This window comes from Collinsella sp. AM13-34 (assembly GCF_003473055.1).
Lineage (GTDB): Bacteria > Actinomycetota > Coriobacteriia > Coriobacteriales > Coriobacteriaceae > Collinsella.
In genome coordinates this window covers 17,729-34,169 of the sequence record NZ_QRLE01000006.1, presented here as the reverse complement: position 1 = coordinate 34,169, position 16,441 = coordinate 17,729, and the positions used below count along the sequence as shown (strand labels likewise).

Annotated in this window: 14 protein-coding genes; all 14 read right to left on the bottom strand. The window is 60.9% G+C overall.

All coding sequences use genetic code 11. The features are described from left to right. Nucleotides 1–32: 32 nt before the first annotated feature. The 14 genes from rpmA to DW151_RS03370 all read right to left on the bottom strand — a co-directional run bounded on the left by rpmA (nucleotide 33) and on the right by DW151_RS03370 (nucleotide 16,416). The gene (gene rpmA / locus DW151_RS03435) at nucleotides 33–290 is read right to left on the bottom strand and encodes a 50S ribosomal protein L27 (RefSeq protein WP_006236075.1); all 258 of its coding nucleotides are present in this window, start codon (nucleotides 288–290) and stop codon (nucleotides 33–35) included. 33 nt (nucleotides 291–323) lie between these two features. Next, nucleotides 324–698, bottom strand: coding sequence for a 50S ribosomal protein L21 (gene rplU / locus DW151_RS03430; RefSeq protein ID WP_035138585.1), 375 nt, complete (start codon nucleotides 696–698; stop codon nucleotides 324–326). A gap of 67 nt (nucleotides 699–765) precedes the next feature. Beyond that, nucleotides 766–1,578 (bottom strand): TIGR03936 family radical SAM-associated protein, encoded by an 813-nt coding sequence (locus DW151_RS03425; protein WP_117848385.1) that lies wholly within the window; start codon nucleotides 1,576–1,578, stop codon nucleotides 766–768. Beyond that, nucleotides 1,575–3,452: a TIGR03960 family B12-binding radical SAM protein gene (locus DW151_RS03420; RefSeq protein ID WP_118334467.1), complete on the bottom strand. Its 1,878-nt coding sequence runs from the start codon at nucleotides 3,450–3,452 to the stop codon at nucleotides 1,575–1,577. Before DW151_RS03420 ends, DW151_RS03425 begins: the two co-directional genes overlap by 4 nt. 10 nt (nucleotides 3,453–3,462) lie before the next feature. Then, nucleotides 3,463–4,392, bottom strand: a complete 930-nt coding sequence (locus DW151_RS03415) for a YcjF family protein (protein WP_006236071.1) — start codon at nucleotides 4,390–4,392, stop codon at nucleotides 3,463–3,465. 18 nt (nucleotides 4,393–4,410) lie between these two features. Beyond that, entirely contained in the window at nucleotides 4,411–5,637 is a 1,227-nt protein-coding gene (locus DW151_RS03410; protein ID WP_055249988.1) for an FtsW/RodA/SpoVE family cell cycle protein, read from the bottom strand. A 9-nt stretch (nucleotides 5,638–5,646) separates the two neighbouring features. Then, entirely contained in the window at nucleotides 5,647–7,716 is a 2,070-nt protein-coding gene (gene mrdA, locus DW151_RS03405; RefSeq protein ID WP_117736660.1) for a penicillin-binding protein 2, read from the bottom strand. A 13-nt stretch (nucleotides 7,717–7,729) separates the two neighbouring features. After that, entirely contained in the window at nucleotides 7,730–8,296 is a 567-nt protein-coding gene (locus tag DW151_RS03400) for a hypothetical protein (protein WP_117583249.1), read from the bottom strand. A gap of 11 nt (nucleotides 8,297–8,307) precedes the next feature. Continuing rightward, nucleotides 8,308–9,249, bottom strand: a complete 942-nt coding sequence (mreC, locus tag DW151_RS03395; RefSeq protein WP_118334465.1) for a rod shape-determining protein MreC — start codon at nucleotides 9,247–9,249, stop codon at nucleotides 8,308–8,310. A 78-nt stretch (nucleotides 9,250–9,327) separates the two neighbouring features. Next, a complete protein-coding gene (locus tag DW151_RS03390) occupies nucleotides 9,328–10,359 on the bottom strand; it encodes a rod shape-determining protein (RefSeq protein WP_006236061.1) in 1,032 nt (343 codons plus the stop codon). A 127-nt stretch (nucleotides 10,360–10,486) separates the two neighbouring features. After that, nucleotides 10,487–11,791, bottom strand: coding sequence for a tetratricopeptide repeat protein (locus DW151_RS03385; RefSeq protein WP_231500813.1), 1,305 nt, complete (start codon nucleotides 11,789–11,791; stop codon nucleotides 10,487–10,489). An 11-nt stretch (nucleotides 11,792–11,802) separates the two neighbouring features. Then, nucleotides 11,803–12,345, bottom strand: coding sequence for a peptidylprolyl isomerase (locus tag DW151_RS03380; protein WP_055249980.1), 543 nt, complete (start codon nucleotides 12,343–12,345; stop codon nucleotides 11,803–11,805). Nucleotides 12,346–12,452: 107 nt separating this feature from the next. Further along, complete coding sequence (locus DW151_RS03375; RefSeq protein ID WP_158571646.1) at nucleotides 12,453–13,595, bottom strand: zinc ribbon domain-containing protein; 1,143 nt, start codon at nucleotides 13,593–13,595, stop codon at nucleotides 12,453–12,455. Nucleotides 13,596–13,698: 103 nt separating this feature from the next. Further along, complete coding sequence (locus DW151_RS03370; protein WP_118334462.1) at nucleotides 13,699–16,416, bottom strand: HAD-IC family P-type ATPase; 2,718 nt, start codon at nucleotides 16,414–16,416, stop codon at nucleotides 13,699–13,701. Between the last annotated feature and the right edge of the window lie 25 nt (nucleotides 16,417–16,441).

The following is a 16,441-nucleotide window of genomic DNA, read 5'->3' as shown; positions in this document are numbered from 1 at the left end:
GCCTCCCACATATGTGCTCTATGAAGGGTGAATTACGCGTTCGCGAGCGGGCGTACGCTGACCCTGTGCTTGATACCCTTGTGGAACTCAACGGTACCGTCGACCAGCGCGAACAGCGTGTCGTCCTTGCCACGGCCAACGTTCTCACCCGGGTGGATGTGAGTGCCGTGCTGACGGACGAGAATCGTGCCCGTGGTTACCGTCTGGCCGGCATAGCGCTTCGTGCCAAGGCGCTGACCGCGGGAGTCACGGCCATTACGGGAGGAACCGAGTCCTTTTTTGTGTGCCATTGTGTATACCTACTCTTTCGTTACGAGTGTAATCTACTCGGCGACGGGAGCCTCGGCAACAGCCTCGGCCTCTGCCTTGACAGCCTTCTTGGCGCGGGACGTAGCCTGGACCTTCACGATCTTCAGCTTGGTGAGCTGCTGACGGTGACCCTTCAGACGACGATAGCGCTTACGCTTGTGGAACTTGAAGACCAGCTGCTTCTCGCCCTTGAACTGCTCAACGATCTGAGCGGTAACCTTGGCCTTGGCCAGCTTGTCGGGATCGGTGACGATCTTCTTACCATCGTTGAGGAAGATGACCGGCAGGGTGACCTTGTCGCCCTCATTGCCCTCGATCTTCTCGACGGTGATGACATCGTCGGTGGCGACCTTGTACTGCTTGCCGCCCGTGTTAACGATTGCGTACATGTTTACTTGCCCTTCATGCATCAGTTAGTGCAACAGCCGAATATAGTAGCAGGCGAAAATACCCCCGTCAACGAGTATGTGGAGCAAATCCACAAGTTCGCACAGGTATGGGGCTGACGAGTCGGCCCTCGTCGTCCTCGCATGCTTGATTCTGACGCTCGACATCGTAGGAGCAGATGGTCACGAGGTCTTGCATACCGGTGGAAACAATAGGTGCATCCACGCCCGGGGTCAAGCCCTGCAACAAAACATCAGCAGCGGAAAGCAAAATTTCCGGACGCATGGAGCCCTCGTTGTCGGCATGGGTGTCGAGCATGAGCACCAAATGGTCCGGGCGCTCCCCTGCCGTGAGCTCATAGCCCACGAGCGTGTGATCCAAATCCAAGCGCTTGCTCTTTTTGCCGCGCGCGTAGTCGATGCCATGGTCCGCGCGCAGCATGTCAATCGCAGCGCGCACCTCGTCGGCGCTTACGGGCGCCTCGGGATCCAAGTGCAGGTCGATGCGATACGACAGACGCGTGAGCTGCGCCGTCAACGCCGGCGTGCGCACGTCGATGTACGCCGCCTCGATGGGCGCCAGATCGGCCGGAGACGCCGCAGCCAGGCGCCCAAACGCCTCGTCGAGCGCCACGAACTCGGTCATAAACAGGTCATACCACTCGCAGGTCGACGACGTACCCACCGGTAGCGCCGAAGAGAAGCCCACGCGCATGTGCGGAGAGAAGCCCTGCGTGACGGCATAGGGAAGTCCCGCGCGGCGCACGATGCGCTCAATGGTATGGATTACTTCGAGATGGCCCAGGTACTTAAGGCGATCGCGCTTGCCATAGCGAACACGAAGCCTAAAGAGCGTGGGGGTGTCGGTCAGGCGCTCACTCATGCGCGATCACCCATCAATACATTCTTGGCGTGAAGCGTGGGGCAGATTCCGCAGCCGGTGCACGACGTGCGGGTGCAGTCGGGAGTCGTGACGCCCTCGAGTGAGCGACGGTACTCGCGCTCGAGGAAGCCGCGCGTGCAGCCGGGGCTCACATGCTCCCACGGCAGGCGCCAGTCCAACTCGTAGGGCAGGTGCACGAGCTCATTGAGGTCGATGCCGTTTTTGGCAGCAGCCTCCTTCCAGTTATCGAGCGAGAAATGCTCTACCCAGGCGTCAAAGCGAGAGCCCGCGCGCCAAGCATCGATGATGACGGGCGTCATGTCACGACCGGCGCGGGACAGCGCGGCCTCGATGAGCGAAGTCTCGGCATCGTGGTAATGCACGCGGACGGCACGGTTGCGAACGCTCGTGATAAGCAACTTCTGGCGACGCTTGACGTCGTCGTAGTCGAGCTGCGGGCACCACTGGAACGGCGTGGCAGCCTTGGGGATAAAGACCGAAACCGAGATGGACACCGAGATCGAGCCGCGACGAGCCTTGGGCACCACGGAACGACCAAGCTCCAGCACGTGATCGGCCAGATTGGCGATGGCCACGATGTCCTCGTCGCGCTCGCCGGGAAGGCCCATCATAAAGTAGAGCTTCATGCGGTTCCAGCCGGCCTCGAAGGCCGCCTTGGCCGCACGGTCCAGGTCCTCCTCGGTCACGTTCTTGTTAATGATGTCGCGCATGCGCTGGCTGCCGGCCTCGGGCGCGAACGTCAGGCCGCCCTTCTTTTCGCCGGCGACCGACTCGGCCATATCCACGCCAAACGAATCCAAGCGCTGCGACGGAATAGACACGCGAATACCCGTATCCTCCAGGCGACGGTTGAGCCTGCCGAGCACGTCACGAATGCAGGAGTGGTCGGTCGTGGAGAGCGAGGTCAGCGACACCTCGTCATAGCCGGTCTTTTCCAGACCCTGAATCACCGACGAGACGATCTGGTCGGCCGAACGCTCGCGCACCGGGCGATACGTCATGCCGGCCTGGCAAAAACGACAGCCGCGAGCGCAGCCGCGCAGAATCTCGATAGACAGGCGGTCGTGAACCAGCTGCGCATAGGGCACGCACGACTGCGACAGCGGATTCGTGGCGCCGAAATCCTCGACGACGCGCTTGTAGACCACGGCCGGAGCATCCTTGCCCTCGCGCGGCACGGTGTAGCCATGCGGCGAGCAGGGCTCGTCGTGACGAATCTCATAGAGCGACGGCACGTAGTTGCCGGCAATGGATGCAAGCTGCTCAACAATCTGCGCGCGCGGGACTCCTTCGTCGCGCAGGCGCCGATGCAGCTGGCAGGTCTCGAGCAGCGATTCCTCGCCCTCGCCGATGAGGATGGCATCGAAGAAGGCCGCGTACGGCTCGGGGTTGTACACCGAGGGGCCGCCGGCGATGATGATGGGGTCGTCTTCACCTCGGTCGGCCGCTAACAGCGGAATGCCAGCGAGATCGAGTGCCTCGAGGAAGTTCGTCACCGCCATCTCGTGCGGCACATGCAGACCGACGATATCAAACGAAGCAACGGGGGCAGCACCTTCGAGCGACAGCAGCGGAATGCCCGCCTCGCGCATGGCGTCACCCATATCGGGCCACGGCACATAGCCACGCTCGCAGGAGATGCCCTCGGCCTGGTTAAGGATGTTGTAGAGGATGGCGATGCCCTGGTTGGGCAAACCAACCTCGTACACATCCGGGTAGATCAGGCAGCAACGGTAGTCGGCATCGGCCTTGGAAAGCGTGCCCCACTCGTGATCGATATAGCGGCTCGGCTTTTCGACCTTGGCGAGCAGCGGCTCAATTAAATGAAAGCAGTCTTGATACGGAACGCGCAACAGAAAACCCCTAAGCAGCGAGATCGGATGCGTCTTGGTAGGACGCCATAGGACGGGTAGCGCCCGCGACCGTGGTCACCAGATCGCGAACGCGGGAGAACGTGGCAGTGACCACCTCGTTGGCACGGCTGTAGTCGACATCGCGCTCGTAGAGCGAAACAAGCGCACGGCCCATGCCATAGGTGCCCGCGGCAGCAGTGAGCGCCTTAACGGCAAACCCAATATGCGGCGTCTGCTTGACGAGCGCGCGGGTGACCGCGCGGATCACAAGACCGCCGGCAAGCACGCCCGCGACCTCGTAGCCGCGCTCAGGCTTAATGCCGCGTCCAAAGACGGCAGCGAGCTCAAAGAGCATGCCCACCTGCGCCAGCGCCATAACGGGATAATCGGCGCCCGGCAAAAACACCAGCGCACCGGTCGCCATATTGGTGAGCGCGCACGAGGTGATGATACGATTAGCTGCCGCGATGCGCATAAAGGCAAAGTTCGCCGCAAAAGCCGTTTCCTTGTCGGTGCGATCGAGAATCCAGCGGGCAAGCGTCTCGAGCAGATACGTCTTATCGGTTGCCGCCACCACGCCGAGCATGGGCGTGGACTCCTCGATAAACGGCACCTCCACAGCAGACTCGGCAAGCACGCACACGGGCGCGCCGGCGATCACGAGCTCCTGCACGGCACTCTCCAGGCGGTCGGAACCACACGAGAGCACCAGTACCACATCGGTATCGGTCTTTGGAGCAATTCGCTCCTCCCCCAGACGCTCGACGCGCACAATGCCCGAGGTCGTCTGCGGCACAAAGGCGTCACGCACCGTCTCAGCAAGAAAGCGCGAGGCGGACGAATCCAGATAGACCGAGACGCGCACCGGCGTATCGGAATCCTTCTTAACGGACGCGCCCATCTTAAAAGCGCGGGTCAGCTTATCTACGGGAATTTTCATAGCAAACCCCTCCAGCGGTTACGCGGCGCCCGAACGATGCCGCCATATGGATTGTACGATACCCACCGTCAGCAGCTGAATCATCATCGAAGACGAACCGAAGCTAATAAACGGTAGCGGAATACCGGTAATCGGCATCATGCCGATGCACATGCCGATGTTTTCGAAGGTCTGGAACGCCCACATGCCAACGATGCCCACACACGATAGGCGCAAGAACAGCGACTCACACTTAAAGGCGACGCGAATCGTCGAAAAGATCAGCAGCACGTAGAGGCATAGGAGCAAAAAGGAACCGCAAAAGCCAAAGGTCTCGGACAGGAAGGCGAAGACGAAGTCGGTGTGGAACTCAGGCAGAAAGCCGCCGGCCGACTGCGTCGCATGGCCCAAACCCTTACCAAAGAAGCCGCCCGAGCCAACGGCGATAAGCGACTGCTGCAGGTTGTAGGCATCGTCCGAATCGGCATTATCGGGGTCGATAAAGACCGTCAGGCGGTTCATCTGATACTGCTTGATGAGCACATCGTGGCCGAGCAACGAATCAAAGACCGAATCGAGCGCCAGGACGAGGGCCACCAGGCCCACGAGCAGGGCCAGGGTCGACAGCACCCATTCGCGGCGTGCACCGCTCATGCAGATGACGATGGCGCCCGAGACCAGCACGACCAGGCCCGAGCCCAGGTCGCCCATGGCGACGACGGCCAAAAACGGAATGGACAGCATGCCGCAGAGCTTGACGTAGTCGCGAACGGTATCGATGCGGCCGTTATACTGCGAGCCAAGCGTGGCGATAAAGAAGATGGTGATGAGCTTGGCAAGCTCAACCGGCTGGAATGTCAAGCCGATACCGGGAATCTTGATCCAGCCCGTCATGCCCAGACCGCCCGTATAGGACAGGCCCGGAATCTTGGGCGAGAAGATCACAATAAGGTCAATGACGAGCAGCGCCGTCGAGAAGTTAGAGATGCCGCGCAGATCGGTACGCCAGACGAGCACCGCAAGCACCGCGCCAATGCCAATGCCCAGCAGGTGGCGCGAGAATGAGGCGTCGGCCTTAAACTGTGACGCCGACCAAATAATGATGGCGCCATAGGCAACGAGCGCGACGGTAGCCAGCAGCACACCGATATGCACCTTTTGGCGAAACGTACCGCGCGAGGCCGAAAGTTGCTTGTTGACGCGGTCCAGGCTGCTGCGAGAGCCGGTCTTGGTTGAACGGAACAGATCCGCCGGAGAAAAATCCATCGCAACCTCCTATCGAACCGAAGAATCGCCCGAGGCCGAAGAGGTATCGGGCTCGTCATAAATCACGCCGAGCACATCGCGCACGACATGCATCGCGGTATCTGAGCCACCGCCGCCCTGCTCCAGGACAGTAGCGATGACATACTTGGGATCATCGGCCGGCGCATAGGCGCAAAACCACGCGTATTCGTCCTCGCCGCTTTTCTCGCCCGTGCCCGACTTGCCGTACACCTGCGGCGTCAGGGTGCCAAAGTGAGCCGCCAAGGACGTCGATGCCGTGTAAATCACGTCGTGCATGCCGTTGCGAACAAGAGCCAAATCCGAATCGCTGTTGATCTTGGCCTCCAGGCGCTTCTTCTTGCCCTTGCCGTTGTACTTATAGGCATCGCCGTCGCCATCGCGCGACACGGCAGACAAAAACACGTGAGGCACGTACTGTTTGCCGCCGTTGGCAAGGCCCATGTAGGCGCATGCCATCTGCAGAGGCGTCACCAAAATGTCGCCCTGGCCGATGGCGATGTTGGTCATATCGCCGGCATTCCACTTGCGGTCTTCGGCAGAGGCGTCGGTAAAGTACGACTCTTTCCACTCGGCATCGGGAATACGGCCCGCGCCCTCACTCGGCAGATCGATACCGCAGGTCTTGCCTAGGCCCCAGCGACGAAAGACCTCCTGCAGCCCCTCGGAATGTTGCTCGTCATAAAAGAACGCCTTGCCCATGTCGTAGAAGACGGGGTCGCACGAGTTGGCGATACCCGACTGCAGCGTCATGGTGCCGTGGCCAGACGTCAACCAGCAGCGCTTGCCCCAAGCCTTGCCCAAGCCCGTCCAATAGCCCGTGCAGTTGGTTGTCTGCGTTGAAGTGTAGGTTCCAAACTCAAGACCGGCCAGTGCCGAGAGCGGCTTGATGGTCGAGGCCGACATGTACTGTCCGCTAATGGCGCGGTTGAGCAGCGGGTGCGAACCCTTGTCATCATTGAGCTCGGTCCACACGTCATTTGAGACGCCGCCGATAAAGACGGACGGATCGAACTTGGGCTCGCTCGCCATGCCCAGGATCTCGCCATTGTTGGGATCGAGACACACCACAGCGCCGTTGCCGGCATTGCTGTAGCCAGTGGTCTTGGCAAGCTCGATGGCGCTCGCCAGCGCCGTCTCACAGGCCTGTTGGATCTTAAGATCGAGCGTGAGCTTAATGTCGGAGCCGGCCTTGGCGGGCACGGCGCCGGCCTGACCGGTCACATTGCCCGAGGCATCGACCTTGACGGTCTGCTCGCCACGAATACCCTGCAGCAGGTTTTCGTAGTAGCTCTCAACACCCGCCTGGCCCACGATATCGCCCGACTGGTACGTAATCCGGCCAGCAGAAGCATCATCATCACCAGAGGTTTTCTTATTCTGGGCCTCGAGCTGCTCGGAGGTAATGGTGCCGGTATAGCCCAAGATATGGCATGCCGTCTCGCCATATGGATACTGGCGCTCGGTACGCTCGGCAATCTTGACGCCCGGGAACTCGCCGGCGTGCTCCTGAATATAGGCAACCGTGGAGCGACGGACGTCCGTCGCGATGGTATGCAGGCTCTGAGCGCCCTCGGAATTGTCCTGAATATTGCGCAGCACCGCCACGTAGGGCATACCGAGCACGTTGGCAAGATGGCGAACCAGAACCTCATCCTCGGCAAGGTCGCGGTAGGCCACGACAGCAAGTGAGGGACGGTTCTGGACAAGCGCCACGCCATTGCGGTCGAGGATGCGGCCGCGCACAGCGGGTGTGGTAACGGTGCGCGTCTGATTGCTATTAGCCTGCTTTTCGTAATAGTCCGACGAGACCATCTGCATGCCCCACAGCTTGACGGCAAGCGCCGCGAACATCGCGCCCACACCCGTGGTGAGGATGGAGAAGCGGCCCTTAAAGGCGGTCGCCGCGGTATTGCCCTCGCCCTCGGTGGCGCGCGGGGCCGTCCCATGCTGCGTATCGTAGGTAAAACGAGAATCGCCGCGACGCATAATGACCAGTGCGACCACGATGGCCACAACCAGCACGATACCGGCGATAATAACCGTCATCTGGGAAGACATCTACGAGCCTCCCCTATTTGAGCTTACGGGTCTTGGGCTTAAAGCGCATGCCCGTCTGGCGTCCGCCACGTGCGGAGAATCCATAACCGGACTGCGGCACGACGCCGGACATCAAAAACGGAATGGCAACCAGACCCGTCAGGATCGAAGACGGCAGCGCATGGCCGAAGATCGCCACGACAAAGCTCGTCTCCAAACCCATAAACAGCAAGATGATGCTGTAGATCACATTAATGACGAACGCGAAGGCGCCCACCGTGATGCCGCGCGCACTCGGGGCACCGCCCGTCTGACCGGCAGCGCTATGCACCAGGGCAAAAGAACCCACGGTCAGCAGGAGCGACATAACGCCCACCGGCACGGCAGCGGAAAGGTCATAGAACAAGCCGCTGCAAAAACCGCACACGACGGCACGGGTCGGGTCGCCCGAGAACACGCTTAGGCACACCAGGATAATCATAAAGTTGACGCGACCGCCCGCAATGGAGATCTGCGGTGCCAGGCCTGCCTGCAGCAGCACGCACACAATGGCGGCGATTACAAACGTGCGGGAGCTCATCCCCTGCTCGTGTAGATCCATGGACATGCCCCCTATTCGCTCGAGCCGGAATCGGTCGTCTCGGACGTGTCGGAACTGTCATCCGGGCTCTCGTCCTTCGTCTTGGTCGCAGCATCGCGCGACGTTCCCTGCGGCGTGCTGTTGGCCGTGTTCACGTCCTCATCCGAGGCCGACTGTTCGTCGGTCAGCGAGGTAATGACCAGCACTTCCTCGTTGTTCTCGGCCGTCGTCTGGGCGCGCACCACAATGGTGTAGTACACGTCGTTAGCCGATTTCTCAACAGACGAGACGGTGCCGAGCGGTAGACCCTTGGGGAACACACCGCCAATGCCCGAGGTCACGATGATGTCGCCAACCTTAACGTCGGAATCGACGCTCACGTACTCAAGACGCAGCGTGCCGTCAGCCTGACCCTGCAGCATGCCCTGGGCGCGCGTGTCCTGCACCATAGCGGACACGCCCGAGTTCTCATCGCCAATCAGGCGCACGGTGGACGTCTTGGCCGAGACCTCGATAATCTGGCCTATGACACCGGCAGAACTCGTCACAGGCATGTTGATGGTAAGACCGTCGGCAGAACCCTTATCGATGGTGACGGTCGAGGTCCAGGCATCGCACGAAGCGCCGACGATACGAGCTGCGGTTGATTTGAGGTTGTAGGTCGACTGCAGGCCGACCAGCCCCTCCAGTCGCTCGGCGGTCTTTTGAGCCTCGGAGAGCTCGGCAACCTTAGAGGTCAGTTCCTCGTTTTGCTTCTTAAGCTCGTCAAGCGTGTCCTGCGACGCCGTAAGGTTAGAGAACACGTTACCGATCGCATTGAAGGGAGCCGCCACAGCCGAGCCCACAAAGCGCACCGGCGAGGTAATCGTCGTCACGCCCGAGCGCACGGCATGAATCGGTCCTGCCTCGCCCTCGCGGATGTAAAACGTGAGCAGCAACACCGAAATCAGGCTGAAAACAATCAACGGGCGCATACCCGTTGATTGTCGCTTGGTATTCAGATTTGTGGAGAAACCCGAAGATCGTGCCAAATGGAATCCACCTTTTGGAAATTAAGCATTGGTCTGGACGAAGCCGCCATCAAACGCATTGGCCTCGAGCACGCGGGCACAGCCGTTAACGACGTTATCGAGCGCCGTGGGGCTAACGTTGACCGAAACACCGGTCTCATCGCGCAGGCGCACGTCGAGACCGCGCAGCAGCGCGCCGCCACCGGTCAGCAAAATGCCGTAGTACATAAGGTCCGAGGCAAGATCGGGAGGCGTAGCGTCGAGTGCGTCCTTGACGGCCTTGGCCATCTCGTCGAGCGGCTTGTTGAGCGCGCGACGAATCTCCTCGCTCTCGATGCGCACGGTCTTGGGCAGACCGGTGATCACGTCGCGGCCGTTGACCTCAACGTCGAGCTCGTCCTTGAGCGGCACGGCGGAACCGACCTTGATCTTGATGTCCTCTGCCGTACGCTCGCCGATGGCCAGGTTGTAGGCATCACGAACGTGCGTGAGGATGGCCTGATCGAACTCGTCGCCGGCAATACGGATGGACTGCGAGACGACGATGCCGCCCATAGCGATAACGGCAACCTCGGTGGTACCGCCACCGATGTCGATGACCATGGAGCCGGTGGGTTCCTCGACGGGCAGGTCGGCGCCGATGGCAGCCGCCATGGGCTCTTCGATCAGATAGGCCTGGCGGGCACCGGCCTGGATCGTGGCCTCAAAGACAGCGCGCTTCTCGACCGACGTGACACCGGAGGGAACGCAGACGACAACACGCGGACGCGGAGTCCACGGATAGCGCTTCTCGGACGCCTTGTCGATAAAGTAGCGAAGCATGGCCTCGGTAACATCAAAGTCGGCGATGACGCCGTCCTTCAGGGGACGAACGGCCACGATGTTGCCGGGCGTACGGCCGAGCATGCGCTTTGCCTCGATACCGACCGCCAAGATGCGCTCGTCGTTCTTGTCGATGGCGACAACGGAGGGCTCGCGAATGACGATGCCCTTGCCGCGCACGGAGACAAGCGTATTGGCGGTGCCGAGGTCGATGGCAAGATCGCCCGCATAGCTACCGAAGAACATATCCATCAAAGAAAACAACGCAACTCCTGATGTGTTGGATGATTGCTGGAAAACTACTAGCTCATCATACTAGCGCAAGCCCGGCGCCTCACTTGCGGTGAAGCGCCGGGCAAAGCTAAATCCCATAAGGTCACTACTGGTTGTCAGCAGCCGAGAAATCCATATCAAGCGAAGAAACGGCCCAGCCGATATGGTTGTCGGAGCGCACGAATTTGACGGTGTACTCCTGCTCGCCGCCCTTGGACAGCGATGCCTTCACCTTGGCGGTCGTCTCGGTCATGGACTGATCCATGCCCTCGACGGACACGGTGGCACCCTGCGGAATCGAGGAGATGATCATCGACTTAGCGTCCTCGGACAGGCTCGAGGCCAGGCAAGACTCGGCCTTTGCGGCGTCACCGTCGCCGGCAGCCTGGAACAGATCGGTAACGACAGACTCCTGAGACGGGAAGCCAAAGCCGCGCGTGTAGGCAAAGCCCAGACCGCCCGCGGCGATCAAAATAAGCAGAAGCAGAACGATGAAGACTTTAAGACCCGTATGGCGATGGCGACGACGGACCTTGGCCTGCTTACGATCCTGACGGTCCTGCTGGACCATCTCGGACTCGGACAGCGTAAAGAAGCCGGTGTCCGAGGGATCGGGCATAAACTGACCGGTCGCGCCCGTAGGATCGAGAGGATCGACGGCAGGAGCGTCCATCGCGGGCGCCGGAGCCGTGGCCATAGCCGTCTGGGCAGACAGCGCGGCAAGCGAATCGTGCACGCGGGCAAGCTCATCGGCCTGCTCGGAGGTGAGCTGGTAGATGCCATCGGCAGTAGCGGCATTAAAGGCGTCGAGTGCGTCGGAGGGACGGCCGGCGGCAGAAAGCGCCTGACCCATGCCGGCGTTGAGCGCACGCGTGTCGTCGCGGGGGCCGGCAAAGTCGATAGCCGTGCGGTAAGTCTCCACGGCATCCGCCGGACGGCCGAGCTTAATGAAGCAACGACCGAGCTCGCCGAGCGCGGCGGCAGGAGCCGGATTGGCGCCGTCGATGGCAGCCTGACGGAAGGCGGTTCCCGCGTTGGCATAGTCGCCCGACTGGAACAGCGCATTGCCCAGGCCCAGATAGGCCTTGAACGGCGTGGCATAGGAAGCATCCTGCGTAGCGGCAGAGAACGCCTGAGCGGCCGTCGTGTAGTCGCCCACGGCAGCGAGCGCCTTGCCGCGGTTGGTGAGCAGCGCGCCGCGCTTGCCGTAGGTACCGTCGTTGAGGGCGGCGGCATAGGCCTCGGCGGCCTCGGCATACATGCCAAGGTGCATCAAGGCGTTGCCACGAAGGTGATCGGCCTCGCCCATAATCTCATCGGGAGTCTTTGCCGCCCCAAGCATCTGGGCTGCAGCGGAAAAATCACCCGCGCGGTAAGCGGCGCGGCCCTGTTGGATCAGCTGGCTATTCAAGAAAGTCCCCTTTACTCGTGAACAATCTCGACATGGACGATCTCGTCGCCGGCACGCAGCTGCGAAATCACATCGAGACCCTCGACCGTGGTACCAAAGACGGTGTAACCGGAATCGAGGTTATGCTGGGCACCCAGGCAGAAGTAGAACTGCGAACCCGCGGAATCGGGATCCATGGAGCGTGCCATGGCAAGGGCGCCATCGACATGGCTGTTGCGCGGATTGGTGGCAAACTCGCCCTTGATGCAGTAGCCGGGGCCACCGGTGCCGGGCATGCCGTCGGGGCCCTCAAGACCGGCGGCGACGTCGGCGCCGGACATGTCGCGGGTATTGGGGTCGCCACCTTGGATAACAAAACCGGGCACATAGCGATGGAACTTAAGGCCATCATAGAAGCCCATCGTGGAAAGCTCGCAGAAGTTCGCGACATGAATGGGAGCGCCCTCGCCGTCAAACTTGACCTTGATGGTACCCTTCGACGTCTCGATTACGGCGCACTCGTCGCCGACAAGCTGATACTCGGGCGTGTAGAGCTCTTTCTTAAAACCAAACATGTGGTTCCTTCCTCGTGCGTTTAAAGCATATTTGTACGAATTGTAGCAATAAGCACGGGCTTACATCAATTGCGCACGTAGGTTATGCCGACTATGGCGAACTAATTTTAGGAACGCTGCTGCGGCTTCCAGGAACCCACATTGGCATCGTACTGGTTCAGCGCGCTGTTGCCACCCTGCGCGATGGGCGCCAGGATCTCGCTTTGGTGGGAACTCATCGACTCGCCATCGGGAATGGCCAGCGAGATATCCCAGCTCTGGCAGATCACGTCAACGCGCTCATACATCCACTCGGCAAGCTGCTTTAAGTGGGCGATGTCATCCGCATAGACCGTATCGTCCTGGTACTTAAGGTTGTTGAGCTCATCTTGCGTCTTTTTGATCTGGTCGCGCAGGGCGTAGGCACTCTGCGACAGCTCCTGACGGGTGGACAGCGGCGTTCGGAGATAGCCGTTGTTAAAGGAATCGATGACCTCGCCGATCTGGTCCTCGTCAGCGTAGGACACGATGGTCTGATACAGACCGTCGAGCCTGGTATAGAGCTGATCATCGGTGAGCACGGTTTCTTCCTGGACCACCTCCGCAGAATCGTCCTGCTTGGTATCGTCCTCAGTGGCCTCGCCCTTTTGGCGCGTGGGGAAGGTGGTCTGTGCAGCTTGGCCAAACTGGTCGTAGAAGCCGGGCATAACACCCATGGGATCGGTCGTCACGAACCAATAGGCACCGCCGCAAACGACGGCAAGGACCGCGATTACGATAAGCGACTTGGGAATATGACGCTTGTGCTTGTGATAGGCGTCCTCGTCGGGGTGCACCTTGCGCTTGGGTTTTTGAGCATCGTCATGCAGGGAAACGGGCATGGGAATATCGACCTTGGGGATACCGAAATCCTTATCGAAAGCCGGCAGCACGCAGGTCTCATTGGGGTCGGCGGCGTCCGAAAGCACCGCAGCGGCAGAGGCCGGCGCATGCGGCACCTCGGTATCGATCTGCTCTTGCGTTAGGCGCGGAAAGCCCGCCGTGCGGCCCGCTGCCAGGTCGGATGCGGCCGCGTCCTCGGAGAGGATACCCGGAGCGGGGCGTCCGCATTTGGGGCACGTACGATCATGCGGAGAAAGACGGGCACCGCAGCCCTCACAGAACACGAACTCGGTGTGCTCGGGACCATCGCCCGGACCCACATAGGCGTTGCAGTAGGGGCAGAACGAGGCGCCGTCCTCGATGGTCTTAAGGCAATGCGGACAGATCACGGCATCCTCTTTTCGAAGCAATTCAAACAATCGAGGTTAGAGCATAACATCGCCAAGGCCCCACAGGAGCAAGGCACCAATTCAACATCGCCAGGGCGCGTAGTTACTTCTTCTTTTTGCTCGGCATCGAGACTTTGATGCCTTGGGCGGACTTGGTTACGCGGGAGCGCTTGACTCCGGTACTCTTCTTTTTCTTGGGCTGGGCCTGGGCCACGCCCTCGAGTGCGCGGGCCTCGGCCTCACGAACGGTGCGAGCTTCGCGGCGCTGCGCCATGTCGGCGGCGACGCGCTTGGCAAAACGCTCGGCCGTCGAACCCGTCGAGCTCACCTTGCCGCCACCGCGACCCAAGCGGACGCGCACACCGCGGCCAAAACCAGTTGCGGCATGACGACGACGCGGCTTGAGCGAATCCATCATCGTGGCGAGCTTAAAGAACACCGAGCAGGTGATGACCACGATGACAGCCAAGATAACCATCTGGCCCATCGACAGGTTGGCAATAGACAGCAGCTTCGGGAATCCGATAACGCCCGTCAGGATGCCGGCAACTACAAACACAAAGAGCGCCACACGTAAGGGCGTGAGGGGCTGCGAGATACGCCAGATCAGGCTGACACTCGCCGCGCACGACGTAAGTAGGCACATCGTAGACAGCGTGAGCTGGTTAAAGCCAAACACGCGCGCCACAAAGATATCGAGCGCCGCGGCCAAAATGACCGCAAGCGACGCCGGCAGTGCCCGCTTGAGCACGTTCGTCAGGAACGACCCCTTCACACGAGCATTGTTGGGCTCCAGGCCCAACACAAAGCCCGGCGCGCCGATGCAGAAGAAGTTGATGAGCGTCATCTGAATCGGCTCGAAAGGGTACGGCGGCAGTGCGATGCACAGCGCCGCCAGGCCCATCGAGAACAGCGTCTTAGTCAGGAACAGCGAAGCCGAACGCTGCAGGTTGTTGATGGAGCGACGGCCCTCGGCCACCACGGCGGGCATCGAGGCAAAGTCGTTGTCGACGAGCACGATCTCGGCCACGTTACGCGCGGCATCGGAGCCGGCCGCCATGGCCACGGAGCAGTCGGCCTCCTTGAGCGCCAGCACGTCGTTGACGCCGTCGCCCGTCATGGCCACGGTGTGCTCGCGGCGCTTGAGCGCCTGCACGAGCTCGCGCTTCTGCTGCGGGGTCACACGACCAAAGACATGGTAGCGGTCCACTGCGGCATCGAGCTTGGCCGGCGTATCGAGCGTCGTGGCGTCCACATAAGCGTCCGCCCCCGGCACGCCCACCACGCGCGCGATCGACGACACCGTACGCGGGTCGTCGCCACTGATCACGTTGAGAGTCACGCCCTGCTCGTTAAAGTAGCCGATGGTCTCGGCCGCCGAGGTACGGATCTCGTCGCGTATGGTCACAAAGCCCACGGGCTCGGCCTCGCCCACCATATCGCCATCGGGCGTAAAGCCGTCAACGCGCGCCACCACGAGCACGCGGCAGGTATCGGCAAGCTCGGCGACACGGTTCTCGACCTGGGCAAACGCACGATCAGAGAGCACAAACTGCGCCGCACCCATCACATATGAGCCCTGTGCAAACGACGCGCCGCTCCACTTTTTGGAAGACGAGAACGGAATGACCGACAGCGGCTCGGACACCTCGACCGGACGGTCGGCGTAATAGTTGAGCAGCGCCTGACAGGTCTCGTTGGCATCGGCCGAGGTCGCACGTGCGACGTTAGCCAGCGCAAAATCGAGCACCGTGGTATCGACGGGAACGGCGGCGTCGCCCTCCCCCGCACCCATACCCTCGACCGGCAGCGGATAGGTACCCTCGACCTCCATGCGGCCCGACGTGATGGTGCCCGTCTTGTCCAGGCACAGCACGTCGACGCGCGCGAGCGTCTCAATGCAGTAGAGCTGCTGCGCGAGTACCTTGCGGCGGGCCAGGCGCACCGTGGCGATGGCGAGCACCGACGAGGTCAGCAGCACCAGGCCTTGCGGGATCATGCCCAGCAGGGCGCCCACCGTGGACAGCAGCGCCGACGAAGGCACATGACCAGCCAACAGCTCGGAGAAGCACCACGAAAGCGCGCTATTGCCTGGGGTTCCCGCGGCATCCCACAGCTCGCTCACGCTCGAGGCAAACAACGCCAAACCGAGCGGGATCATGATGATGCTCGCAAAGCGCACGATGGCGTTAAGCGCGTTCATGATCTCGGAATTGACCTTTTTGACGTACTTGGCCTCGTTATTAATTTTGGCCACGTAGTTGTCGGCGCCGACATGGATCACGCGGGCGCGCAGCAGACCCGAGTCGATAAAGCTGCCGCTCATGAGCTCGGAACCGGGCTGTTTCTTAATAAGATCGCTCTCGCCCGTCAGCAGGCTCTCGTTCACGAGCGCCTCGCCCGAAACCACCACGGCGTCAGCGGGGATCTGGTCGCCGCGCCCCAGGCGGATGATGTCGTCGAGCACGATCTGGTCCAGGTCGAGCTCCACCTCGGAGCCGTCGCGCACCGCGATGGCCTTCTTGGAGGTCAGCAGCGTGAGCTTATCGACCATCTTCTTGGAACGCATGGACTGAATGACGCCAATAGCGGTATTGAGGAACACCACGAACAGGAACGTCAGATTCTTAAACGAACCGGTCAAAATGACCAGGAACGCCAAGATCACGTTGATCAAATTGAACAGCGTGCAGAGGTTCTCGATGATGAGCTCTTTGACCGACTTGGTCTTGAGCTCCATGTTGCGGTTGATCTTACCGGCGGCGATGCGCTCCTCGACCTCGGCGGTCGAGAGTCCGCGCTCGATATCCGTTGCTGCCATACCACGTCCCATCACGTCGCGTCGG